Annotated in this window: 21 protein-coding genes and 1 pseudogene; 9 read left to right on the top strand and 13 right to left on the bottom strand. The window is 71.2% G+C overall.

What is annotated here, in order from left to right:
• Nucleotides 1-552: 552 nt before the first annotated feature.
• From ABTY61_RS40360 to ABTY61_RS40345, 4 genes are all read left to right on the top strand, one after another.
• Entirely contained in the window at nucleotides 553-2,994 is a 2,442-nt protein-coding gene (locus ABTY61_RS40360; RefSeq protein ID WP_350510220.1) for a DEAD/DEAH box helicase, read from the top strand.
• Nucleotides 2,995-3,406: 412 nt separating this feature from the next.
• A complete protein-coding gene (locus tag ABTY61_RS40355) occupies nucleotides 3,407-5,677 on the top strand; it encodes a protein kinase domain-containing protein (RefSeq protein ID WP_350510219.1) in 2,271 nt (756 codons plus the stop codon).
• A 2-nt stretch (nucleotides 5,678-5,679) separates the two neighbouring features.
• Nucleotides 5,680-8,031 (top strand): serine/threonine-protein kinase, encoded by a 2,352-nt coding sequence (locus tag ABTY61_RS40350; RefSeq protein ID WP_350510218.1) that lies wholly within the window; start codon nucleotides 5,680-5,682, stop codon nucleotides 8,029-8,031.
• 24 nt (nucleotides 8,032-8,055) lie between these two features.
• Entirely contained in the window at nucleotides 8,056-8,289 is a 234-nt protein-coding gene (locus ABTY61_RS40345) for a helicase associated domain-containing protein (RefSeq protein WP_350510217.1), read from the top strand.
• A gap of 493 nt (nucleotides 8,290-8,782) precedes the next feature.
• On the opposite strand, the gene ABTY61_RS40340 is transcribed toward ABTY61_RS40345, so the two are convergent.
• The 10 genes from ABTY61_RS40340 to tap all read right to left on the bottom strand — a co-directional run bounded on the left by ABTY61_RS40340 (nucleotide 8,783) and on the right by tap (nucleotide 17,600).
• The gene (locus ABTY61_RS40340) at nucleotides 8,783-9,310 is read right to left on the bottom strand and encodes a hypothetical protein (RefSeq protein WP_350510216.1); all 528 of its coding nucleotides are present in this window, start codon (nucleotides 9,308-9,310) and stop codon (nucleotides 8,783-8,785) included.
• Between the two features lie 120 nt (nucleotides 9,311-9,430).
• Nucleotides 9,431-9,631, bottom strand: a complete 201-nt coding sequence (locus tag ABTY61_RS40335; RefSeq protein WP_350510215.1) for a hypothetical protein — start codon at nucleotides 9,629-9,631, stop codon at nucleotides 9,431-9,433.
• 709 nt (nucleotides 9,632-10,340) lie between these two features.
• A complete protein-coding gene (locus ABTY61_RS40330; protein ID WP_350510214.1) occupies nucleotides 10,341-10,589 on the bottom strand; it encodes a hypothetical protein in 249 nt (82 codons plus the stop codon).
• A 24-nt stretch (nucleotides 10,590-10,613) separates the two neighbouring features.
• Nucleotides 10,614-11,120 carry a hypothetical protein gene (locus ABTY61_RS40325; protein ID WP_350510213.1) on the bottom strand — a complete coding sequence of 169 codons (507 nt, stop codon included), beginning with the start codon at nucleotides 11,118-11,120 and terminating at the stop codon, nucleotides 10,614-10,616.
• A 921-nt stretch (nucleotides 11,121-12,041) separates the two neighbouring features.
• Complete coding sequence (locus tag ABTY61_RS40320; protein WP_350510212.1) at nucleotides 12,042-12,953, bottom strand: hypothetical protein; 912 nt, start codon at nucleotides 12,951-12,953, stop codon at nucleotides 12,042-12,044.
• 113 nt (nucleotides 12,954-13,066) lie between these two features.
• Complete coding sequence (locus tag ABTY61_RS40315) at nucleotides 13,067-13,948, bottom strand: hypothetical protein (protein ID WP_350510211.1); 882 nt, start codon at nucleotides 13,946-13,948, stop codon at nucleotides 13,067-13,069.
• The gene (locus ABTY61_RS40310; RefSeq protein ID WP_350510210.1) at nucleotides 13,945-14,397 is read right to left on the bottom strand and encodes a hypothetical protein; all 453 of its coding nucleotides are present in this window, start codon (nucleotides 14,395-14,397) and stop codon (nucleotides 13,945-13,947) included. Before ABTY61_RS40310 ends, ABTY61_RS40315 begins: the two co-directional genes overlap by 4 nt.
• 11 nt (nucleotides 14,398-14,408) lie before the next feature.
• Nucleotides 14,409-14,765: a hypothetical protein gene (locus ABTY61_RS40305; protein WP_350510209.1), complete on the bottom strand. Its 357-nt coding sequence runs from the start codon at nucleotides 14,763-14,765 to the stop codon at nucleotides 14,409-14,411.
• A gap of 7 nt (nucleotides 14,766-14,772) precedes the next feature.
• Complete coding sequence (tpg, locus tag ABTY61_RS40300; protein WP_350510208.1) at nucleotides 14,773-15,333, bottom strand: telomere-protecting terminal protein Tpg; 561 nt, start codon at nucleotides 15,331-15,333, stop codon at nucleotides 14,773-14,775.
• Nucleotides 15,334-15,341: 8 nt separating this feature from the next.
• A complete protein-coding gene (tap, locus tag ABTY61_RS40295; RefSeq protein WP_350510207.1) occupies nucleotides 15,342-17,600 on the bottom strand; it encodes a telomere-associated protein Tap in 2,259 nt (752 codons plus the stop codon).
• Between the two features lie 524 nt (nucleotides 17,601-18,124).
• On the opposite strand from tap, the gene ABTY61_RS40290 reads away from it, so the two are divergent.
• Together ABTY61_RS40290 and ABTY61_RS40285 are read left to right on the top strand one after the other, a co-directional pair.
• Nucleotides 18,125-18,397: a hypothetical protein gene (locus tag ABTY61_RS40290; RefSeq protein WP_350510206.1), complete on the top strand. Its 273-nt coding sequence runs from the start codon at nucleotides 18,125-18,127 to the stop codon at nucleotides 18,395-18,397.
• 136 nt (nucleotides 18,398-18,533) lie between these two features.
• Nucleotides 18,534-18,680 (top strand): hypothetical protein, encoded by a 147-nt coding sequence (locus ABTY61_RS40285; protein WP_350510205.1) that lies wholly within the window; start codon nucleotides 18,534-18,536, stop codon nucleotides 18,678-18,680.
• A gap of 165 nt (nucleotides 18,681-18,845) precedes the next feature.
• Here the strand turns inward: ABTY61_RS40285 and ABTY61_RS40280 are convergent, their stop codons facing one another.
• The gene (locus ABTY61_RS40280) at nucleotides 18,846-19,643 is read right to left on the bottom strand and encodes a hypothetical protein (RefSeq protein WP_350510204.1); all 798 of its coding nucleotides are present in this window, start codon (nucleotides 19,641-19,643) and stop codon (nucleotides 18,846-18,848) included.
• Nucleotides 19,644-20,465: 822 nt separating this feature from the next.
• Here ABTY61_RS40280 and ABTY61_RS40275 point away from each other — a divergent pair.
• Both ABTY61_RS40275 and ABTY61_RS40270 read left to right on the top strand, forming a co-directional pair.
• The gene (locus ABTY61_RS40275) at nucleotides 20,466-21,215 is read left to right on the top strand and encodes a hypothetical protein (RefSeq protein WP_350510203.1); all 750 of its coding nucleotides are present in this window, start codon (nucleotides 20,466-20,468) and stop codon (nucleotides 21,213-21,215) included.
• A gap of 147 nt (nucleotides 21,216-21,362) precedes the next feature.
• Nucleotides 21,363-22,453 (top strand): annotated as a pseudogene (locus ABTY61_RS40270) (integrase core domain-containing protein).
• Between the two features lie 299 nt (nucleotides 22,454-22,752).
• Here ABTY61_RS40270 and ABTY61_RS40265 read toward each other — a convergent pair.
• Together ABTY61_RS40265 and ABTY61_RS40260 are read right to left on the bottom strand one after the other, a co-directional pair.
• The gene (locus ABTY61_RS40265; protein WP_350510202.1) at nucleotides 22,753-23,289 is read right to left on the bottom strand and encodes a GNAT family N-acetyltransferase; all 537 of its coding nucleotides are present in this window, start codon (nucleotides 23,287-23,289) and stop codon (nucleotides 22,753-22,755) included.
• Between the two features lie 69 nt (nucleotides 23,290-23,358).
• Complete coding sequence (locus ABTY61_RS40260) at nucleotides 23,359-23,508, bottom strand: hypothetical protein (RefSeq protein ID WP_350510201.1); 150 nt, start codon at nucleotides 23,506-23,508, stop codon at nucleotides 23,359-23,361.
• A gap of 20 nt (nucleotides 23,509-23,528) precedes the next feature.
• Here ABTY61_RS40260 and ABTY61_RS40255 point away from each other — a divergent pair, with 20 nt between their 5' ends.
• Complete coding sequence (locus ABTY61_RS40255) at nucleotides 23,529-23,741, top strand: contact-dependent growth inhibition system immunity protein (protein WP_350510200.1); 213 nt, start codon at nucleotides 23,529-23,531, stop codon at nucleotides 23,739-23,741.
• Nucleotides 23,742-23,780 lie beyond the last annotated feature (39 nt).

Here is a 23,780-nt window from a genome sequence, read left to right as displayed (position 1 = left end):
CCCGGCGGCAAGCCGCCGGGCAGGGCGCGCCTCCGCTGCGCTCCGGCGGAATTCCCGCGCAAGCGCGGGAATTGAATTCCGCAAGCGGAATTCTCAAGCGGTAGGAAAACCCGCTTCGCGGGTTTCCCGGGATTCCCGCAAGCGGGAATCCGGTGGCTAACTGGGAGGGCGGGTGCATCGCGCGCGGCACTGTGTAGGCTCAGGAATCCCAGGAAATTCCCCGGACTGAGACCCCCGGTCACCTCACCGAGCGTCAAGGCCGGCACCTCCTGTCGAGCCCGGTGGACTCCGCTTCGCTCCGCCCACCCTGAATGTCCGTCACCATCGGGCCTCGAAAGTGCTACATGGGGGAAGCGTATCACCCGTAGTACGGGTTCATGCCCGAATACTGCCCTGTATCACTCCGGGGTGGGAACCTTCGATAAGCCTAGTGCATCATTATGATGCACTGTGTAGAGTCAGTGTTGCAGGTGCACCCCGGTCTTCGACTCTCTTGCGGGCGTTGCGCGATCAGGTAAATTTCCTCCGGCATTCCATGGAAGGATCGGGGACATGCCCATCGAGTTGCGTGACCACCAGATCGAGGCGGTTGACGCGATCATTCGCGCGCTGGACATCCCGCCGGGCGGGGTGATTCCGGCGAACGGGCTGCGGGCGCAGATTCACGCGGCCTGTGGGACCGGGAAGACGTACATCTCGGCGGCGGCGGCCCGGCGGCTCGTTCCGCGCGGGCGGGTGCTGGTGTTGGTGCCGACGCTGGCCCTGCTGGGGCAGACGATCAAGGCGTGGCGGGAGGTCGGGCACACGGGGCCGGCGGTCGCGGTGTGCTCGATGGAGGACGATGTCGAGCTGTGGTCGATGGACGTGCGGTGCACCACCAACCCGATCCGTCTGGCGATGTGGCACGGCTCGGGGCCAGTGACCATCTTCGCCACCTACAGCTCGCTGGGGGTGCTGGCGGAGGCCTTCGAGGGCGCCTACGGCAAGGCGCTGGAGCCGCTGGACCTGGCCGTGGTCGACGAGGCGCACCGCACCAGCGGTTCGCTGGGGAAGGCGTGGGCGGACATCCACCATCAGCACGTCATTCCGGCTGCGCGGCGCCTGTACGCGACGGCGACTCCGCGGATCTGGCAGGAGAGGCCGGCGCCGTCGTGGGAGCTGCGCGAGGGGGAGCGGTACGAGCGGATGCCGGAGGAGATGGCCGCGTCCATGGACGACGAGGCGATCTTCGGCCCGGTCGCGTGGAAGCTCCCGCTGTCCGAGGCGGTGAAGCGGGGTCTGCTGGCGCGCTACCGGATCATCGTGGTGGAGCTGACCGACCCGGTGGTCACCCCGGAGCGCCTGATGAGCCCGGAGAAGCGCGGCGAGCAGATCCGCGGGCGGCGGCTCGGCGCGCTCCAGGCCGCCATGCTCCACACCATGGCGCAGCACGGGCTGCGGACGATGATCACCTTTCACCACCGGACCATAGAGTCTCAGGCGTTCGCGGAGGGGCTGCCGGCGGTGGCGGCGAAGCTGCACGCGGGTGACCCCGAGTTCTATCCGGACCGGATCTGGGCGAATTGGCTCAAGGGGGAGCACACCGGCGAGCGTCGGGCCCGGGTGCTGGCGGAGTTCGGGCGCAGCGCGCGGCGGGCGGTGCTGTCGAACTGCCGGGTGCTGGGTGAGGGCGTGGACATCCGGGCCGTGGACTCGGTGGCGTTGCTGGACCCGAAGGGCGCCCCGCACGACATCGTGCAGGCGATCGGCCGGGCGCTGCGGCAGCAGCCCGGGCAGGGCAAGCTCGCCAGCCTGATCGTGCCCGTTTTCCTGAAGGAAGGTGAGCGGCCGCAGGACATGTTCACCTCCGGGAGTTACCGGCCTTTGGTGAATGTCCTTCAGGCTCTGCGGGCTCACGACGAAGAGGCCGTGGAATTGCTGGCGATCCCTCAGACCGGGCAGAAGAACAGCGTGGAGCCGTCCATGGATATCGGTCCGGAGCCGAAGGAGGGCGAGAAGGAAAGCCGCATGCTGCTGCGTTTCTCGGCTCCGCGTGACCCGGTGATGGTCGCTCAGTGGGTTTCGTTCAACGTGATCGACACGGAGCGTCAGGACTGGGCCCGGGGTTGGTCGGCGGCCGAGAAGTACTACAAGCGGGAGGGGCACCTGCGGGTGCCGTTCGACCACCGCGAGGCCACGAGGGCCGGGCTGGACGACCCACACCAGATGTACCCGCTGGGGCACTGGGTGAGCGAGCAGCGCAAGGCGTACGCAGCCGGCCTCATGGAGGGCAAGCGGGTCGAGCGGCTGGAGTCGATCGGCATGGTGTGGGACCCGCTGGACGCGGCATGGGAGGAGAACCTTGCCGCCTGCCGCGAGTACTACGCCCACCACGGCACCCTCGCCGCACCCCGTACGGCCACCGCGCTGGACAAGCCGGTCGGGCAGTGGCTGTCCAACCAGCGCCGCCCCGGCGTGCTGGCGGATCGGCCGGACCGGGCCGAGGCCCTCGCGGAGATCGACGCGGACTGGAACCCGGAGTGGCCGCTGGACTGGCAGCGCCACTGGGCCGCCGTGCGGGAGTGCGTTGAGGGCGGGGCGCAGCTGGCGGATCTGCTGCCGGGGGTGACCCTGCACGGCCTCGACGTGGGGCGGTGGCTGGATCGGCAGCGTCAGCACATCGTGTGGCAGGGGCTGACGGACGGGCAGCAGGGGCGGCTGGCCGCGCTCGGCATCACGCCGCTGGCGGCCCCGGCCGAGGAGGCGGCGCCGAAGAAGAAGGCCGGCGGGAAGCCGAGCGCCTTCGACCGGGGCGCGGCCGCGCTCGCCCAGTACCGGGAGCGCACCGGGTCGGTGACCGTGCCGCGCGGCCACGTCGAGGAGATCGAGGACGGTGACGGCGGCACGGTGGAGGTGAAGCTCGGGGTCTGGATCTCCAACACCAAGACCCGCCGCGCGAAGCTGACCGGCGAGCAGCTCGACCAGCTCGCCGCGCTCGGGCTCGACTGGCGCTGACACCAGCGGGCCCGGCGCCCGCCGAGACGCGCTCCAGGCCGTCCCTGCCCGCCTGCGCCCGCCGTGTCCGAGGAACAGCGGCCAGGCCCGGCGGAGGCGGCCTGGCGGCCTTCCGGGACCGCCCGCGCGCCACGGTCCCGCCCCATGAGCGGTGATGAGGTTCCGCAGCTTCCAGGGATCGTTATCAAGCGGCCGACGCCGGACGCGAGAGGAGAATAGGCCCGCCGCAAACGCGGTGTACCCGCCGGGCGAAGTTGAGCGGCGAGCAGCTGGACCAGCTCACCGCGCGCGGGCTCGACTGGCGCTGCCCCGTCCGGGGCTCAGTGTCTTCGCACAATCCTTGATGATGGCCTGTCATGCCTGCACGCTTCGCCCTAGCCTGTGAGGGCTCGCGGGACGGGGAGGGGAAGCGTTGGAGCAACTGGGACCCACGGATCCACGACAGGTCGGGCCGTACACGCTGATGGGGCGGCTCGGGGCCGGCGGCATGGGCGCGGTGTACCTGGGGCGCTCGGCGGGCGGGCGGAGCGTCGCGGTCAAGGTGATCCGGCCGGAGCTGGCCGAGGACGGGGCCTTCCGCGCCCGCTTCCGGCACGAGGTCGCCGCGGCCGGCCGGGTCTCGGGGGCGTTCACCGCGCCCGTCGTCGATGCCGACACCGAGGCCGCCACGCCCTGGATGGCGACCGCCTTCGTGGTCGGCGTCCCGCTGCAACGGGCGGTGACCACGCACGGCCCGCTGCCTGAGGAGACGGTCCGTACGCTCGCCGCCGGGCTCGCCGAGGCGCTCACCGAGGTGCACCGGGCCGGGCTGATCCACCGCGACCTCAAACCCGCCAACGTGATGCTGGCCCTCGACGGCCCGCACGTCATCGACTTCGGCATCTCGCGCGCCGCCGACGGCACCGGGCTCACCACCACCGGCTCCGTCATCGGCTCTGCGCCGTACATGTCCCCCGAACAGGCGATGGGGGCGCAGCTGGGCCCGGCGAGCGACGTGTTCTCGCTCGGCTCGACGCTCGTCTACGCGGCCCTGGGCGCCCACCTGTTCGGGGACGGTGCGGGGGCGGCGGTGCTGTTCCGGGTGGTGAACACCGAGCCCGACCTGAGCGGGTTGCCGCACGGGATCCGGCACCTCGTCACGGCGTGCCTCGCCAAGAACCCGGCGCACCGGCCGACGCCGCGTCAGCTCGTCGAGCTGGTCGAACGGATCGGGCGGCCGGCCGGGGAGGGCGGCTGGCTCCCGCAGGCCGTCGCGGCGGACGTGCTCGGCGTGCGGCAGCTGCTGATCGCGCTGCCGAAGGCGCCACCGCTGCCGCCGGTGCCGCCGGAGCTGCCTCCAGGGGCGGCGCCGCAGGGCGCGGGGTCCGGGCGCCGCCCGGGGCGCCGCGCGGTGCTGCTCGGTTTCGGCGGCGTCCTCGCGGCGGCGGGCGCGGCCGGCGCGGTCGCCCTGCTGGGCGACCGGGGCGGCGCTGCCGGGGCAGGCGGCACACCGGCCGCCGGCGCGAGCGGCACGCCCGTCCCCCTGGTCCGCCCGTCCGGTGCCGACGTGGCCGAGGCCAAACCGCTGTGGCAGGTCACTCAGGCGAGTCCCAGCGCGCAGGTGCTGTGCGCCGACGGCGTGACGGTGTGCGTCTCCCTCCAGCACATCTGGGGTGTGGACGACAGCGGCCGGACCAAGTGGACCCTGGACGACACCACCGCCGGCGGCGTCTTCGCCATCGATCCGAACACCCCGTGCCTCGTCGCCGGAACGGACGGCGGCCGACTCTACATCCCGGTGGGAACGGGGTCGCTCGGGGCGGGGGCGGGGGTGCTCGGCGCGGTGAAGGTAGCGGGCACCCAACTGCTGAGCATCACCCTGGCCGACGGGAAGGTCGACTGGAAGGCCCCGCTGGAGCAGACGAACACCACGGGCGAGTCCTTCTTCGCCGGAATCCGCGACGGCAAGGCCTACCTGCTGGGCGCGGGCGACGGCAAGGACCATGGCATCCTCCCGACCGGCGGCCACGTCTGGGCGGTGGACCTCGCCGCCCGCCGGACCCTCTGGTTCCACGGCGAGGACACCTTGATGGTCCAGTCCGCGCTGCTGCCGGGCGGCGACCGGCTGATGGTCACCAACTTCGACGAGCTGAGAGCCCTGGACGCGACGGGCGCGGTGGCGTGGTCCCGCAAGCTCATGGCGTTCGGCATCGCCGCCGCCGGGGGGTACTTCCTCGCCCCCGACGTTCAGGGCACGGTGACCGCGGTGGATCCGAAGGACGGCGGCCCGGCGTGGACCCTCGGCGGCGTCGTCACACCCTCCCTGCGCGGCGGCGGCCTGGCCACCGGCGAGGACGGCAAGGTCGTGTACTTCCTCGGGAAGGACACGGACGGAGGAATCTCGCTCGCCACCGTGGACCCGGCCAACGGCCGGACCGGCTGGCGGGCGCCGCTGCCGCTCGACGATCCGGAGGCCAAGTTCCTTGGCGCCCGACTGCTGTACGCCGACGGCACCGTCTACCGGATGGGCCCGGACGCGGTGCTCTGGGCCCTCGATCCGGCGAACGGCAAGCCACGCTGGAAGTACTCCGGGCTGAAGGGCCAGGACCCCACGCGGCTCGGCTGGGCGGCCGGCGCCGGACGGCTCTGCGTGTCCGACACGGCCACCGAGACGATCACCGCCCTGCCCGCGAAGGGGGCCTGAGCATGCGCCGGCTGGAACCCGCCGACCCGACCTGGATCGGTCCGTACGCCCTGCTCGGCCAGCTGGGCGCGGGCGCGATGGGGTCGGTCTACCTCGGCCGGTCGGCCGGCGGGCGGACGGTCGCGGTCAAAGTGATCCGACCCGAGCTGGCCGGCGACGCCCGGTTCCGGGCCCGCTTCCGGGCCGAGGTGGCAGCCGCCCGGGCGGCCTCCTCAGCGTTCACCGCCCCGGTGGTCGACGCCGACACCGACGCGCCCGTCCCGTGGATGGCGACCGTCTTCGTGCCGGGCGTCGCGCTGGACGAGGCGGTGCGGCTGGTCGGGGCATTCCCCGAGCACGTCGTGCGCATCCTGGTGGCCGGAATCGCCGAAGAGCTGAAGAGTATCCACGCGGCCGGTCTGACCCACCGCGACCTCAAACCCAGCAACATCCTGCTGGCGCTGGATGGCCCGCACATCATCGACTTCGGCATCGCGCGGGCCGCCGACGGCACCGCTCTGACCGCCGAGGGCGCGATCTTCGGCACGCCTGCCTTCATGTCACCGGAACAGGCGATGGGGAAGAGGGCGGGCCCGGCGAGCGACGTGTTCTCGCTCGGCTCGACGCTCGCCTACGCCGCCTCCGGCGGGACCTGGCCGTTCGACGGCGGGCACCCTCTGGAGGTCCTGCGGAGGGTGGTGAGCGAGGAGCCGGACCTGGCGGCGGTGCCCGGCGGCGTACGGCTGCTGATCGCGGCCTGCCTGGCTAAGGCCCCGGGCGACCGGCCGACGCCCCGGCAACTGGCCGCCTCCCAGGGCGTCGGGCCGCTGACCCCGGGCACGTGGCTGCATCCGGTGCTGGTCTCGGCGATCGAGGAGGCGGCGGCGGTTATGGCCCCGGCCCCGGCCCCGGCCCCGCTGCCGCCTCCACCGGTCGCGCCCACGGGGCCACAGCCACTGGTGACGACGGCCGGGTCTCCGACCGTCCGCCTCGGCCACACGGCGCCTCCGCCCAGGCCCGGTCGGCGCAAGGTGCTGCTCGGGCTGGCCGGCGGGGCGGTCGCCCTGGCCGGCGCCGGCACGGCGCTCTATCTCACCCGGACGACCGGCCAAAGGGAGCAGTCCCGGGACTTCCCCGGTTCGCAGAACCCGCCTCCGGCTCCCGTGGCGGATCCGAGCGACTACACCCGTTCGCTGGAGACCACCGTCACCGCGACCCCGCTGTGGACCTCGCCGGTGCCCGAGCCGCTGATCCAGGTGACGGGAGGCGGCGACACCATCGTCGCCGCCGGGATGAAGAGCGTGTGGGCCATCGACCGCGCGGGGCAGCAGCGGTGGCACCCGCTGGCCAACTACAGCTCCCCGCACGGGATCGGCGGCGGCGCCAGCACAGTGGCCGTCAGCGGGGGCACGGCCTACGTCATCGGGTACACCAGTCCCAGCGACCTGAGTTTCGTCTTCAAAGCCGTCGACCTCGCGACGGGAACCGTCACCTGGACGCTCCCCAAACCGGACCTGCACATCAGCACCTCCGCCTCGGTGGTCGGCCTGCTCGACGGCCTCGTCTACGTCTGCGGGGACGCGTCCCTCTTCGACCCGAAGGACCCGCTCAAGTACAGATACGGGGCCGACTTCGTGTGGGCGGTGGATCCGGCGGCCCGCCGGATCCGCTGGCAGAACCTCCACCAGCGTGACGAGGTGGGCAGCCAAGGCCGCCTCTACCTCCCCTCCTCCGGTTCCCGCCTGCTGTTCGAGAGCGCCTCCTACAACCTGCAGACCCTCAAGAAGGCCGGCCAGCTGGAGTCGCTCGACGCCGGCGACGGCGGAAAGAGTCTGTGGCAGCAACTGGCCCCCGGCACCGGCGCCACCATCACCAACCTGTCCTTCTTCTGCGACGGTCCGCACAGCTCCGCCGCGGGCCGGTTCCTCTACCTCGCCGACCGGCTCTACGCGGTGGACCCGGCGGACGGGAAGGTGGCCTGGCAGTCCCCGGGCGAGTGGGCCTTCCAGACGGCGGTGGCGAGCACCGACGGCGCCACCGTCTACGCGGCCGGAACCCACTACGCGAAGGGCCGCACGGTCGTCCAGGCCCTCGACGCGAAGACCGGTGCCGTCCGCTGGTCGGGCTCCCTTCCCATCGGGGTGCTCCAGGACATGGCGGCACACTTCTCGGACGACACCCTCTACATCTGGATCCACGGCAAGGTTTGGGCCCTCGACCCGGTCACCGGCTCCCCCCGCTGGACGTTCGACTTCCATGCCGGCGGCGGCACGTCAACACCCGTCCCGTTCTGGGCCAACGGCGGGCGGATCTACGGCCCAACCGACAACGGGCTGGCGGCGATCGCCGCCGACGGGAAGCCCGCGCACAGCTGAACGCACCACCTGGCCGCCTGAAGGGTGTCAAAACTCCGATCAGGCCGCTGCCGGGGCCTGATCGCGCTCGCGCAGTACCGGGAGCGGACCGGCTCGGTGACCGTGCCCCGCGGCCACATCGAGGAGATCCCCAACGGCGACGGCGGGACGGTGGGGGTGAAGCTCGGAGTGTGGATCCCCAACACGAGGAGCCGCCGGGCCAAGCTCATCGGCGAGCAGCTCGACCGGCTCGCCGCGCTCGGGCTCGACTGGCGCTGAGACCGGCGGACGCGGGGCCCGCCGAGAAGCGCTCCAGGCCGTCCCTGCCCGCCTGTGCCCGCCGTGTCCGAGGAACACGGCGGCCGGGTCCGGCGGGGGCGGCCTGGCGGCTTTCTGGGGCCGCCCGCGCGCCCCGGCCCCGCCCCACCGCGAGCGGCCGGCACCAGCCGGACGCGAGAGAAGAAAGGCCCGCCGCAGGCGCAGCGACCCTCACCGCCACCGCCCCACCCAACCAGCCACCGCCCACAAAGCCAAGGACAGGAAGGGGAAGGAGAGGGTTGTCGGGGTGGTGAGGGTCGCCTTGATACCTTGTCACCGTGCCTCCTGACCTGCGCTTTTAGTCGGAAACAGGGCGGTCGGACGGGAGGTGGCGGCCACCGGTTGGTGCACCGGTTCTCACCACCGGTTGTCGCACCGGTTAGAACACCCGTTGTCGGATCGTGTCCGGATGGGCCGATCTTGGTGAGAAATCCGGTGAGAACCGCGGGCTTACCTACGGGTGCTCCCCGCCACTGGGGCGGTGGGCACCGACGTTGAGGAGCCCGTGATGGCGACGCCGCCCGAGATCGACCACGCCGTGGTCGCCGCGCTGTGCCAGTTCCGGATGGCCACGGCCGAGCAACTGCGCATCCTGCGCACCCCCGGCAGCCGACCGGAGCTGATGCGCCGACGGCTGCGCCGGCTGAAGGACGAGGGCCTGGTCGAGGACGTCACTCTCCCGCAGGCCGGACGGCTGCGGGCCTGGTTCCTGACCGAACGGGGCGCACGGATCGCCGCCCGCTTCCCGGAAGCTGCAACACGTGGCCTCGCCGCCGCTGCCGGAGGACAAGACCGAGGCGAGGCTGCGGGCCGGGCGCACCCTGGCCGACACCGGCGAGCGCGCCGCCCGGCAGCGCATCCGCGACCTCCAGGCCATCGCCGACGCCCACCCGCTGGTCGCCCGGATGCTGATGACCGTGAAGGCCGGCGCGGCCCGCCTGGCCGATCTGGAACAGCACGGCACCAGCGCGGCGGTCTGCACACCCTCAGCGACCACATGCGGCCCCTGTGCGGGGCCTGGGAGCTGTAGGGCGCAGCTTGGTGGTCCGGGGCGGGGGCGGCATCAAGGTGTTCGCCCTGGCCATTAAGGGATGCGGAGCCACTATCGATTTCCCCTGCGGAACAAACCAAGGAGGTCCTTGAAGATCTCCCGAGCGCGCTCGGCGCGGATCGGGTCCCGATGGAAGAGAGCGATCGCCATTGCCGTGCCGATGAAGACGAGAAAGACGCCCATCACAACCGCGGCAAAGACGGCGCCCCAGGAGCCAGCGGCTTCGAGAGCGCGAAGAAAGAGGTCAGACACGGGGCCCTCCGAGCGAAGGGCAGGGCGTGCCTGAGCCGGATCAGCTCACCGGCACGCGACCTGCGAGCGGTCTCGCTCGTAGTCTGTGTGCCGGAAGTAGTGCCTGAAGTAAGGGACCAAGCCGGGAGGGTCGGAGGGGATCGCCGACTGGCCGGAGTCCTGGTCCTCTAGGTTGAGGTGAGTGACATCGTCTGCGTCGCGGATGTCGCCATCCGCGTCACCGGCAGAATCGCGATCCGCGGCCTGAACTTCCCAGAACTTCGAGAAGGCGTGGTCGTACGCCCAGTGAACATCCTTTGGCCGGGTCGCCAAGGCGATACAAGCGTGCACCACGCAAGCAGCATCTAGCCGGGCCCTCGAGTGGAGCATTCGTCGCCTCCTGTCCCCTGGCTGGTCGACCCCGTAACGGGCTTCCACGGTACTCCTGCCAACAAGCGTTCCGTTCGCTTGGCGGGCTGGCGATCAAGGAGTCCGAGGCCACCAAGGTTTCCGGGGGGGTGGGCCATCAAGCAGTCCACCAAGGTTGGCGGCCGTCCGCGGCACCAACGTTGGTGGCGGCCGTTACGTGATCGTTGCGGCCAAGGGGGCTGTTCGCCAAGGTATCCGCCAAGGTTCGCGGGGTTGCCTTCGGCGACCGCGCGTGCGGCGCTGCGCGAACCGTCGGCAATGCAGCTGCTATCGGCTCCTCGCCCGGCATCGCCCCCCTGTCCTACACGCCGTGGTGGGCGTGCTTCTGAGTCTGGAGGCCGACCCAGTTCTTCATCCAGCCGTCGATCATTGCCCGGCGCGAACGGCTTTCGCGTACCAGCGATTCGGGATCGTGACCGTAGTAGCGGGCGTAGCTCTCGACAATCAGTCCGGAGGCCGAGATCGCCGACTGGGCCGAGGCCGCAACCTGCATCTCCTCGAGCTGAAGTACCAGCTCGGGTCCAGCTACGGGCACGGCCTGCCGGAGCATCCACGTCGCACTGTGGGCTACAGCCTAGCTGATGGTGTACCACGAGGGCGACTCCGGCAGCAGCTTGATCATCATCGGCCCGGTCTCGAACTGCATCGGGACCCTGGGGCCGGAAGACAGCTCCAGGTGAGTGGTGATCTTCCTCCTCCTCCGGTCGAGGACGCTGTTGATTCCGGCGGAGGCGAGGATGCCTTCGAGCTTGATGACGTCCGCCTCGCACGCGCTGATCAGCTGCTCGCGCTGTTTCCCGGCCACATGGTCGGCACCCTCCGGGATCTCCTTCACGCCCTTGAGCCGGTTCAGCTCGCTGCTGTACAGAGCAACAGCGCTGCGCAGCAGCCGGGTCTCATGGTCGACGGAGGTGTCGAGCAGCCAGTTGTGGCGGACCGCCGCCTCGCAGACGCTGCGGGCGAGCGAGGTGTGGGCATACAGCGACACGCGTCCGTCGCTGCCCAGGACCCGGCCGGTCGTGACCAGGTGGTCGTAGGCGCTGGTGTAGACGAGCCGGGCCTGGTGCTGGCCCAGCTGCATGAGCTGACGGCGGGCCGCTCGGTTCTTGTGGTGGGCTTTCTTCCAGGCCGCGTTGTCCGTGTCGTGGGGACAGCTCGGTTGGCGGTCGGTCGTGACCTGCTTAACGCGGGTCGGCAGCGATTCGGCTTCGTTCTCGATCGCGGTCCTCGACTTCTCTACGAGGGTCGGGAAGCTCTCACCAGGGGCAGGGCGCAACGTCACGGTTCCATGCTGCGGCCCCGCCGAATCGAGAGCAATGGAGTTTCAGGGCTACCCGGCCGGCTCCGTCCAGCCACGGCAGCGTCCGGTGGTCGGGGGCCACGAATTCCGCGAAGGGGCCGGCCCGGTCGTGGGGCGCGCTCCCGCGCACCTCTGGATCGGGGTGTCAGCGCCATTGGCAGGAGGCTCCGGTCATCGCCGGGAGCAGCAACGGGCTATCGGTGGTGTCGGGTCGGGTGGCCTGGTGGAGGGCGGGGCCGGTGTGGCGGGACGGCGGCGGGCGGGCGGTACTGGGCGGCGCAGCCGCGGCGGGTGCCGACCTGCGGGCTTCTTGCGCTTGGCGGTGACCGCCAGCCCCCCGGTGCAGGTCAGCGGGGGTGCCGAAACTCTCCGGCGCAGGTCAGCGGCCTGCACCGGAGACAGAGCCGGGTCGGGACCGGCGCCACCAGGAGCTGGTGCGCTTCGCCTCGGCGGAGGCCCGCTCGCGCTCGGCCGCCTCCCGCTCCGCCTGGTCGGCGTCGGCCTGGCGGCAGCCGGCGCCCGGCCCGTCGTCGCCCCAGCCCTGTTCCTTCTCCTCCCACCACTCGTCCGTGAACTTCGCCGAGCAGCGACGGCAGGCCAGGCGGGGGCACGGCCGGGGGCGGGGGCGGCCCGGGGCCCGGCGAGCTGGTGGTGGCCGGGCAACGGCCCGGCGCAGCAGCAGCGGGACGGAGGTGCGCGGTCCTACGGCTTCATCGCCGCCCGGATCGGGTCTCGCAGCCGGCTGATCTCCGCAAGCGCTGCCCCGTGATCGAGCCACTGGAATGCCCGGATGGCGGGCTGGGTCACCGCGTCCACGCACGCAGAGACGGCGAACCGCACGAACTCGGCGGCGGCGTGGGGCATCAGAACAGTGGCCCCTGTGGGGTTCTTCTCCCAGGTGTAGGAGTAGAAGATGCGCCAGAGCTCCGCGTGCGCGGTGCCGGAGACGAACGCGTAGGGCCCCTTCGGCGGAGTCTGGCCGGTCTGCTCCATGAACCGCGCGACCCGAGCGGTGTAACCGAGCGGCCTCTGGCCCTCAGCGCCTACCCAGTTGCCCTTCGGGCTGAAGTCGTCCGTGACCGTGAGCTCGGCTCGGTCCTTCTCCGCGTCCGCCACGGTCTTCCCGTAGTCCGAGCTGACGGTGTACCCCATCCGGTCTGCGGACTCCTCCAGGGCGGCGGCGGTGTCCCGCTGCAGAAGCAGCCGGCGAACGACGCGCTCCCGGCCCCCGATATCGGGCTCAAGGAGCCACCAGGCCTGTGAGCCAGCTTCCAGCGCGTTGCGTACCAAAGTCTCGATGGACATCACGGATCGCGGGCGCAGCACCAGGAGAGTCCGGACGGCGTCGGCGTGTTCGAGCGCGGCGCGCAGCAACAGCTCTGTCACAGCGAGGGTGGTGCTTGCGGGGTTCACTCCCCAGGAGGTGCCGTCGCTGCGCAGCAGCGTGGCGGTCTGGGCTATCTCGTGGGATGCGGGTGACTTCCAGGCCGGTTTGATGCGGTCGGCCACCCGTCGGCTGAGGACGTCCAGGAGATCGCTGAACGGTGCCGCCCAGCGGTCGATGTGAGCGGCCGTGAGCGCGGTAGTGGTTGTCGGTATCACCGGGTCGGTCATCCAGGCCTCCAAGGCCCCGGGGATGGGCTGGGGCGCTGAAGGAACGGTAGCGAAGCCCTCCACGCTTGTGGAGGGCTTCGCCTGCGCGCTTAGTTCCCTGTGGAGGCGGCCGTTCAGCGGTAACGGTCGAGGCGACGGTTCGGGTCCATTTGATCGAGTTCGCTGTCCAGGTCCCAGCCAGGAGGCGTCCAACCGACAGGCAGCCACGGATCGCGATCGTCGTCGACAGAGCGGGCGAGGTCGGGGATGTTCGGCTCTTCGGGGTTGGGCCCGAGGGCGTCGGTCGGGATGGTGCCTTCCTCGATCAGCAGGTGCAGACAGAGGCGGACGTGGCGTGTGTAGTGCCGCACGTCTTGCGCGGCCCGGTCCGTCAACGTTTGGGTCACGTTCGGTGTGACGCGACTCCAACGTCCTTCGACGGCGGCGAGGTAGAGCTGCACGAGGGCCTGGTAGAGCCGTGTGCCGGTGGGACTGTGCAGGGCCAGAGCCTCGGCGAGGGCGCCCTTCTTCAGGTTCCCCACGGCGTCGCGGGCTTCCTCGTAGGCGGCTGCGCCAGGTGTTCCCTGGGTCTGCTTGTGCAGGGTCGGGACCAGCAGGATGAACGGATCGACGTCCGCGATTCGCTGAAGCAGCGAGGTCGCGGCTGCGACCTGCCGCTGGCGGGTCGCGCGGTCTTCGGCCGCCTTCCGCTCCTCGGCCACGCGCCGGTCGATCTCGGCACGTTCCTCAGCAAGGCGCCTGGCGGCTTCTTCGCGGTCCGCCTGGCGCTGCCGGTTGTCCCGCCTTCGGTCGGTGCTGGTGATCCAGATGGTGGTGATGACCAGCGCGATGGTCGCCAGAGCCAGGACGACCGTCCACTCGGCGAGCGTGGCGTCCGTCCACTTCACCGCGTCGCCGGCGCCAGTGGGCGAGGGTTCGCCGGTGTCGGCAGTGGGTGACGCCGTGGGTATGGGACTCGCCAGGGCGAAGAGCGCGGCGATCGGGTGAGACATCATGCGGGCATTGCCGTTCGACGCAGGGGAGTTGGTGACTCGCCATGGTGGCACAGCAGAGCTCGTCGGCCCGAACGGGTGTTGGTGGCCAGCTCCCGAGAGGGCGCGTCGAAGCCGGTAGCGGCCACGTTCTGCCTGCTCCTTGGGCGCCCGCTGACCGGTCCGGTCGCCGGGTGGTCCGTACGGGGGAGGGACGGTGACCCGGCCCGCCGGGGCTTGGTTGGGCAGGGCATGAACACCAGCTTGTTCGACCAGGCCGTCGCCGTGATGAAACAGATGACCGCCGTCTCCGTCTGCCGACCGGTGTCCTGCGGCTGTGTCGGCGGGCCGGCCTGGGTCAGGATCTCGTCCCGGTAGGCGTCCAGGGCCTCGCGCAGCTCGTTCGCGGACCAGATGGTGGTGCTGTCCTGGTCGGTGCGGACCATGGCTTCGAGGCGCTTGCGGGGGTTCACCGCAGCCCCGCTCAGGCGCCCTTGGGGGTGGCCCACGGGTCCGGGACGGGCGTGGCGGTGATCCACCCGGTGGCCGTCTCGTAGGTCTTCTGCGAGGTGGCGTGGCGGACGCGCGGTGCCTCGTCGCCGACGAACAGCACCTTCAGCCGCTGCCCGGCGGTGTCCACGATGACGCCCTCGTGGCTGTCGTGGCGGACCCGGCTGCCGAGCTCGATGCGGATGCCGAGGCGGCTCTCCATCGCGTAGTAGGTCCGGATGTGCTCGAGGTCCGCGGCCTGGCGCTCGTCGGGCCGCCGGCGGGCGGAGGCGAGGTGCATGCTGTTGAGGTCGGTGCCGGTGATGGTGTGGTTCGTGGTGACTTTTTCCATCCGAGGTTCAGTAGGAAACGTCAATCGCTTGGATTCCGGTGAATTCCACTTCGAGGAGGTTCGCGGCGCGTGATCCGCCGTTCTGGAAATACACCTCCTGGAATGCCTCGGCCATGATCTCACGCATCCTTTGGTCGCTGGCGCCCTCGTCCTGGGCGGCGAACAGGCGGTCGGCCCACTCCGGGGGGAGGTGGACGGTCAGGTGTCGCAGCCGGGGCTCGTCGGTGGTGCCGACCGGGGCGGTGTACCCGAAGTACGCCCACACCTCCACCGTGATCCCCGTGCTGGCGGCGGCCTTCTTGCGGGCCTGGCGGCGGATGCCGGGCTGCCAGATCCGCTGGACCTCCCGCTTGAGGGCCCCGCGCAGGGCGGCCCTGGGGGTCTTGCGCTGGCCGGCGAGGTAGCGCTCGACGGTGCGGCGGGTGACGCCCAGGCGCTCGGCGACGGCGGCCTTGTCACCCTTGGCGGACTTGACCAGGGCCCGCATCTGGGCCTGGGCGGACTTCGGCGGGGCCTGGGTGAAGTGCTCGGGCGCGGCCCGGTCGATCGCGTCGGTGATCTCCTCCACGGCCTCTCCTACTTCCCGTCGACGTCGTTGGAGTCGTAGCCCTTGATGTGGCGGGCCGGGTTGACCGGCTGGTCGCGCTCGAGCCAGTCCACGACGGTCAGCATGGTCTGGACGCCCTCGATCTTCGACAGGCCCGGGGTGGCACCGAGCCGGAAGGTGCCGGGCAGCACGCCCTTGCCGGAGCCGGTGAGCGGCAGGAAGTCCAGCGGGGACGGGCCGGGGCTGGCGTAGACGACGCAGTCGTTGTTCACGCCGAGGGGGTAGCGGCCGTTCGCCTTCGCGACGTTGGCCATCTTGCGGTGCATGTTCACCCGGGCCTTGGCGATGACCGCGGCCCGGATGTCCGGGCGCCAGGTCTCCCGCTCCAACGCCGACCAGGGCTCGCCCTTCTTGTAGGTGACGCCCTGCGGGCGCTCGCGCAGCTTGCCGAGCCCGAACTTCACCGTCGACTTCACCGCCGACAGGACCATGGCGATCTGGTGGTGGCGCCACGCCGCCGAGGCGAGCTGATCATCGCCCAGCTGCGCCAGGTGCCCCAGGCCCTCGGCGCCGAGCGCGGTGCGCAGCGCGTCCAGATCCTCGCCCGCGCCCGGATTCTTGAGGAGGCGGTGGGCGGTCATCGCGGCGAGGAAGGCCCGCTCGTCGGTGTCCTTGTCGGCCGGGATGCCGGCCTCGGCCATCGTGGTGACATACGCCTCGCGGAGCCGGTCGTGCCACGGGTCGAGGTAGGCGCCGGTGGTCTCGCGCAGGTAGGCCTCGATCGGGGCGACGTCGTAGCCGAGCTCGAGGGCGTAGGCGACGGTCGGTGTGGTGTACCAGGCGGGTCCCGTCGGGGGCTGGCCGGTCGGGGTGAACGGCGAGGGCAGGCGCGGGTCGGTCGGGATGTGGGACAGGTCGACGAACCAGGAGCCCGGCTTCTTCTTGTCGAAGACCGGGCGCTGGACGCGGACCGGGCCGGACAGGCCCACCGACAGGCGGGCGGCGGCGGCCAGGTAGGCGGTGTTGATGTCGATGCCCACGGCGAACGGCTCGATCATCTCCGCCTCGGAGAGCGTCTCGACCGGACGGATCCACTGGTACGACTCCTCGTTCAGGAAGCCGCCGGTCCAGCCCTGCGCGGCCGGGTGCTCGGTGAGGACCTCCGGCGGCGCTGCCTCGTAGACGTCGGTCAGCGCTCCCGGGTTGGGCCCGGACACCCAGCCGCCGGTGGCCTCGTCGCGCACCGCGCGGGTCGGCGGGCGCAGCGCGGTCATCAGTTCCAGGCCGCAGGTGGCGGTGGAGCCGCGGGGGGTGATGACGCGCTGGGCGTAGATCCCGAGGACGCGGGCCAGGTCCGGGGCGGGCAGGTCGGCGGCGTCGCCCCAGGCGCGGGTGTCCAGGGCCCGCCAGGGCAGGATCGCGAGCTGCACGCACTGGCGGCGGCCGTCCTTGACGGGCTTGTAGATGCGCGCCCAGGGGCCGAAGCCGCGGCGGGTGAGCTGCCACTTCGAGCGGGCCAGCGCCTTGACCACCTTGTGGTCCTCGGGCAGGCGCTGCGAGCGGCGGGTGTCCGGGTCGTCGTCCAGCGTGGCGGGCAGCCCGAACTTCTCGGCGGCGGCCGCGGTGAGGACAATCAGCGGGTCGCCGTCCTTGCCGTTGCGGTGCAGCCGCGTGGTGCCCAGGCCGGCCTCGGCCAGCGCCCAGGTGACCAGCTGCGCGAGCGTGGTGGCCGGGCACTCCAGCAGCAGACCGCCGACTCCGTACGCGGTGCCGTCGCCGTCCAGCACTGCCAGCGGGCCATTGGGGTATTGGCCGTGGCCGTGCGGCGCCGGGCGCGCCGCACGGCGCAGTGGCTGCCCGCCCGGACGCTCCGCGGCAGTCCGGACTGCCGGGGAGAGGTGCGTCTGCGGGGCGACCTCGGCGGTCTCCTCCGCTGCGTCTGTGGTGGGCTCCGAACCCGTCTCCACCGGTACTGGGACGAGGGTCGGGGCGAAGGCCGCTGGCACTTCCTCGATCGTAGCTGCGGCTGGGGCCAGGGCCGGGTGCTGCTGGGCCCAGCCCTCCAGCAGGCGCGCGTACGCCTCCAGGCGCGGCGGGCGCGGCTCGGAGCGGCCGGCCTCCCAGTTCTTCACCGACTGCACCGTCGACTTCAGCACCTGGGCCAGGCGCGCCTGCGTGACCCCGGCGGCCTCGCGCAACCGCGCCCGCTCGGCCGGCTGCGGCAACCGTGGTCCCGGGTCGTTCAACAGGGCGTCCACCGCCGCGAAAAGCTCGTCCTGCGTGGGCATCGGAATCCCACCTCCTCGCTCCCTACACTAGCTCATTTTTAACCCTGGAATAGCGTCGGCGAGGAGCACCTCGGGTCGATGAACTGTCCTATGCCTTATGGGATTCCATGTGCTGCCGCGCTCGCCGTTATCCGTGCTTGTCTTATCCTTGGATTAGCCACTCGTGGCAGGGGCCGCGCATCCAGGTCGCCATGCGGACCGGCACGAGGCGCGCCACCGCGAGGCGGGCACTCCCCCCAGGTACTGGCCTCACTTGAAGGCGCAGCGGGTCGGGAAGAGGGGATGCCGACCCCGCGGGCGGCGGCCATGGCGCCGCCTGTGGGGAGGCCGGAGGGCCCGGATCTGCTGCAGCAGGTCTACGGCATCGCCACGCAGGACGCGCGCCAAGGTCGCCCCGAAGCGCAGCGCGTGATCATTCTGGATTCCAGCGCCCTCTCGGCACTGGCAGCCGGTCGCCCGTGTCTGCACCGGATCGTGGATGCCGCTCTCCACAGTCCGTTCCAGCATCTGCCGGTGCCGGTGCCGTGTCCGTCGAGGCCGAGGTCAAGGACGAGGGTGGCGCGCACGCGGTCCTGGCACTGCTCTGTCTGGAGTTCGAGCCGCTGGACGCGGGTACCGCCGTGGTGGTGGCGATGGTCCGCGACGGGCATGGGGGCCAGGACGTGGCGCATGCGATCGCCGCGTGTCTGCCCACTCCGGTGCGCCCGCAGCAGCACCTGATCCTGACGGCCCGCCCGGAGCCGTATCCGCCGGGGATCGTCACCGTGGACATCGACGACCCCCGCCTGGAGCCGTAGGTGCCCTTTGCCGGGAACATGGGAGCCGGGTCCGCCCAGCGCGCACGGCCCAGGCGATCCTCACCGAGCACACCCGCCCCGTGGGTCGGGGCCGGTCAGACGGTTCGCCGGCAGCCTGGCCGCCTGCGAACGGTGCGTGCATGACCCCAGGATCCCCCGAGAACTGGGCGCGGCCGCTCACCGGCTGATCCGCACCGGCGCGCTGCCTACCACCCGGACCGACAGCACCTGGCAGATCCCCCAACAGGCCCTCCCGGACCACCTCGCCCTGGCAGCAGACTGACCGACCCCCTCCTGCAGCGGCCCGGGCGTCCCACCGCAGGGCGCGGCCGCTCCCCCGCACACCACGCGGACGGGAACCGGGAGACCCCCGGATGCGGGGCGCGGCGGAGCGGGTCGGCTGGGCATCCGAGCGCCGGCGGCACGTGCGTCGGCGATCGCGCGCTCGCTACTGTCCGCCGTACTCTTGGGCCTCCTCGGCGGCGGGGCCCTCTGCTCCCAGCTTGAGCAGGCGTGAGGCGATGGCGCCCTCGTTACGGCCGAACTCCTCGGCGAGCTCCGCGAGTGACGCGCCTTCGGCGCAGCGGGCCTTCAAGGCGTCGTCCTCCTCCGATGTCCAGCGCTTGTAGGCGCTGGGGTACTGGCGCCGCACCTCCTCGACCGTGTAGGCCTTCTCGGACTCGGGCCCGACGGATGCCGTCGTGCCAGGGGCGGGAACCAGGTCCTCGGGGCACGGGACCAGGCGCAGGCCGTAGAGCTTCCAGCGGACCGACTTCTCGGAGCGCCCCAGCCGATGGGCGATCTGCGCCGGATCGGCCCCTTCGCGATAGGCGTTTGCCAGGCGCTCCGTCTCCTCCCGGTCCCACAGCTCCCCCGCGCGGGGCGCGCGCGGGAACGGCACGGGCGCGCCCCGTCCTGGGGCGGCCGGCTGGCGGTGGCCGGCAGCCGTGTCTGCCGCGTGCAGGAGGAGCTGGGCGATCACCGGGGCGTCCGCGAGGAGGGCCTCGCCCCGCAGTTCGGTGACGAGCTCCCCATTGCGGTCACATCCGGTGATGCTCACCCGGTCCTGGGCCCCGGCCTCGCACTCGTAGGTGAGTTCGTAGCGGCGGGAGCCGTCCGGGGTGCACGCGCTGAGTGTCTGGCGTACGGACTGGACGGTGGCCCGTCCGCTCCAGGCAGCCGGAGGTTTCTGCGACGGCTGGGTGGCATCCGTGCCCTCTCCTGGCGTGGTGAAGTCCCATGTCATCGGTCGGCGGCCTTTCCGGCCGCGGCGCTGTGCGCGGCCTGTCTCACGCGGTTCGGGGATGTCTGCTGTGCGGCGCTCGCGGACCGGCCGGTCGATGCCGCGCATGATGTGAGGGGTGGTCGGCAACGCTGTCGCCGGACGCTCGCGGGCCTGCGTCCGCCCCCGTGACCGGAAACGTAGCAGCAGACGACGCGCGCGGCCGCGACGCCGGGAACCTCCCGATCAGAGCCCGGAAGAGCCATTGTCCGAGCCCCCCGCTACAGTTGCCCCGGCCCCGCGGGGCCCTCCGGGAACACCGGAGCCCTGCGGGCTCCCGTGCCGCGCCCGCCCGGCTGGCCGGCTCCCACGCCTGGCCGCCGCCCCGGCCCGAGGCACACGCCACGACGAGCCCCCGGGCCACCCGAAGCGGTGAACTTCCCCGCCGGGCAGATGTCCGCCCATCGAACAGGAGGGGCACCTCCCGGCCCGCGCCGCCATCCAGGCCGGCGCCTCGGCGCACCGCCGTCGCAGCCGTGCGCCGGGCGCGGCAGGGGCACCACCTGCGCAGGCACACGCGCGGGCCCTCCCCCGCCGGCTCACGCTGCGTACTTCCGGACGGCGGTGCCGGAGGCACCCGCCACCTTGATGAGATGCTCCGTCAAACCAGGTTCCAATCAACGCTGTTGTCCTGATGGGCAGGCCAGATCGTCGCGCACTCGGCACGCCCACCGCCGCGCTATAGTCAGCGCGGGCAGAGTGCGCACGCCCACCGCCCCACGTTGCGCAGCACGTGGGCCAAGGCCTGTTCAGGGGCCCGCACACCCATCCCGCGCACCGTTCCTGGTGAGCGGTGCGCGGGATCAGCGTGAAAGGACGCAGCGTGCCCCACCGGCGTCCACCGCGGCCAAACGCGCCCGCGCCGCGCAGAAACAGGCCCGCCTGCCGAGGAAGTTCACGGACCTGCTGCGCGCCGAGGACAACGCGCTGCGGCGCCTGGCCATCGCGCTGCGCGCAGCCGGACTGCACGCCCACGTGCCGCGGGTGGTCGCGGCCATCCCTCCCAGCGACGACCTCTGCCACCACCACTACCTGCGGGCCGTACAGAGCGAGGCATTCGCCCTGCTCGAGCGCGACCAGCTCACGCTTCTGGAGCGCTACCGCCTGGAACGCGACCTCGCCGATGTCGACCGGCGCATCGGCGCCGTGTGCTGGGGCCCCGACTACTGGTACCGGCCGATGACGGACGCCGTCCTCGCCGCACTGCACCACGCGGCCGCCAGCCCCGTACCCGAGCACCGCCTCCTGTCCGCCGTCCGGGACGTGACCGAGCACTGGGAGAGCGACCTCGAGAACCTGGCCGACACCGTACGGCAGACCCCTCGCCCCGCAGCCCCGGCACCCGGCACCGCCCCCACGCACCCGACCGGCATCCTGGCACGCCACGCCCACACCGCACTCCTGTCCGCCTACGAGGTTGCGACCGGGAGCAAGGAGGACTGGGAGCTCTGCCAGCAACACCTGCGCGTGGCCACGGCCCACATCCGCTGGGCTGCCCGCGAAGCCCTGGCCCCGGTCATGGAACCGCCCTTCTAGATCCGCCCCAGGCGTCGCCGCCGGGACTGCGGGTGCCGATAAATCATCCGGCCTGGTCACAGCCTTGTCCTCCTGATCGCGGGTCATGTCTGCAGGCCTCCTGGTTGTCTTCCCCAGAGGTCAGTACCGACGGCATGATGATCTGTTGTGCTGCTGCGCCTGGCCTACCTCGCCGCGACCAACACCTTCGCTCTGCTGCGGCTCCTGCCGATGAGCAGTCGGGAGAAGAACCTCGAGGTCCTCGCGCTCCGGCACCAGATGCTGGTCCTGCAGCGTCAGGTCGGCAGACCCCTCTTCACCGACACCGACCGTGCTGTCCTGGCCGGCCTGCTCCACCACCTCCCCACCGACAGACTGCGGCGCCTTGTGGTGCTGGTCCGCCCGGACACGGTCCTGCGCTGGCACCGCGACCTGCTCAAGCGGCGCCACGCCGCTACCTGCGTGCCGAAGCGACCGGGGCGCCCGCGCACCGTCCGCTCGGTCCGCGCCCTGGTGCTGCGCCTGGCCAGGGAGAACAGCTCGTGGGGCTACCGTCGGATCCACGGCGAACTCGATGCGCTCGGTATCAAGGTCGCCGCCTCCACCGTCTGGGAGATCCTCCGCGAGCACGGTATCCCGCCCGCGCCCGAGCGGCAGAGCACGACCTGGGCCGACTTCCTGCGCAGCCAGGCCGAGGCCCTGCTCGCCTGCGACCTCCTCGAGACCCGCACCCTGACCGGGGCGCGCCTGTACGTCTTCGCCGTCATCGAGCACGCCACCCGCAGGGTCCGGATCCTGGGCGCCACCGCACACCGACCGCGGACTGGATCGTGCAGCTCGGATGCAACCTCCTCATGGACCTCGAGGACGCCGGCAGCCGGGCCGGGTTCCTGATCCGCGACCGCGACTCCAAGTTCACCGCCGCCTTCGACGCCCTGATGGCCGACGCCGGCCTGACCGTTGTCACCACCGGCATCCGGATGCCGCGGATGAACTCCCTCATCGAGCGCTGGATAAAAACCTGCCGCCAGGAGCTCCTGGACCGCACCTTGATCTGGAACCAGCGCCACCTCCTCCACGCACTCCGCGAATTCGAGACCCACTACAACGAGCACCGGCCACACCGAGCGCTGATGCAGGCCGCGCCCCTGCGCCCGCTACCCGAACCGATCCAGGTGCCAGCACAGGTCCGGCACCTGGACGTCCGTCGACGAAACTGGCTCGGCGGAACACTGCACGAGTACCGACATGCCGCATGACCAGGCCGGATGATTATTCGGCACCCACAATGTCGGCGTGCGAGTCAGGGCACAGCTCGGTACAGCTGAACGTGCACAGCCTCGTGCAGATGGACGATGAGACGAGTGGAGGCACGTCTGACGCTTCAACGGCCGCGATCCGACCACCGGGATGGGAACGGTCTCGCGGCAGCCGTGTTGTTCCGTCCCCAGCGCCCCGGCATCGACTCCGTGGCGCATCCGCTTCTGCCGACGGAATGGGACACTTGACGCCTGCTGGCACTGCTCGGAGCGGTCCGCAAGGCCAAACATCGGGTGTGTCAGAGCCGTCTCGTGGCGAACAGGGTGGTTCCGTACGCCGCGTCCACTTCCTTCCGCTCGGTCTCGGTGAACCCGACCTTGGCCAGCACACGGCGAGAAGCGGTGTTCCAGTCCCAGACCGTGGCCCACAGACGTTCGCGTCCAGATGATCTCGCCCATTCCAGAACCGCCAACGAGGCCTCGGTCGCGTATCCCTGACGCCAAACTCGGCGTAGCAGCTCGAATGCCAGTTCCGGTTCCCCTGCCGATCCTCGCTCACCGTCGACCAGCCCGCAGTAGCCGATGACGTCACGAGAGGCCTTCCGCTCGACCGCCAGCAACCCGGTCGACCATAGTTGGTTGGTGCGGATCGAATCCTCGAGCTCCGCGACCGTGGGGTGTCCGTCCGCGTCGATTCGGCGGTGCGGCGGCACTCGTGGATCTCGTTCGGTCCACAGCTCACGCTGGACGACAGCCTCGGCTGCCCGCCAAGGTCTGAGTAGCAGGCGAGTCGTCTCGAGTACAACCTCGTTGCCCGGAGTCGCGCCATCTGCCATGACATCAACCATCTCACGGGCGGTCGGTCTTGCCGATCGTGGGGCGCTCGATGTGCGGGACCACCGAGATCAATGGCCGAGCTTCGTCTTGGACCTGTGCACCTTCGGCTGTACCCGGCGCTCGTCCTGGAACACAGGCCAGGGCTTCGTACCTTCACCTCCGTAGTCCAGGACATGCGCTACACCGCGCGCCCAGATATCCACGTCGACGAGTTCCATCTGCGTGGGACGATCCCTCGGTGACTCGACTCGTAAACCGTGACCGCTCTCTTGAGGAGCTTGAGCGTGATCGTTGGCCGGCGCCTTCAGGCGACGTGACCCGCCTTGCGGCGACCGTGCACGTGCTTCGGCGTAAGCCGATCGGCGAGCTGACCGTCGAGGACCTGCGCCTGCTGGTTAGTACTCCAGCTGTAGATCACGATCAGGCTGATGCCGCGGCTCGGCGTCGGTAGTGGCTGGCCTGGGAGCGGGCCTGATGGCGGCGTCTCCAG

It is taken from the genome of Kitasatospora sp. NPDC096128 (assembly GCF_040303105.1).
In the GTDB taxonomy this organism is placed as follows: Bacteria; Actinomycetota; Actinomycetes; order Streptomycetales; family Streptomycetaceae; genus Kitasatospora.
This window is presented reverse-complemented; position numbering and strand designations above follow the sequence as displayed.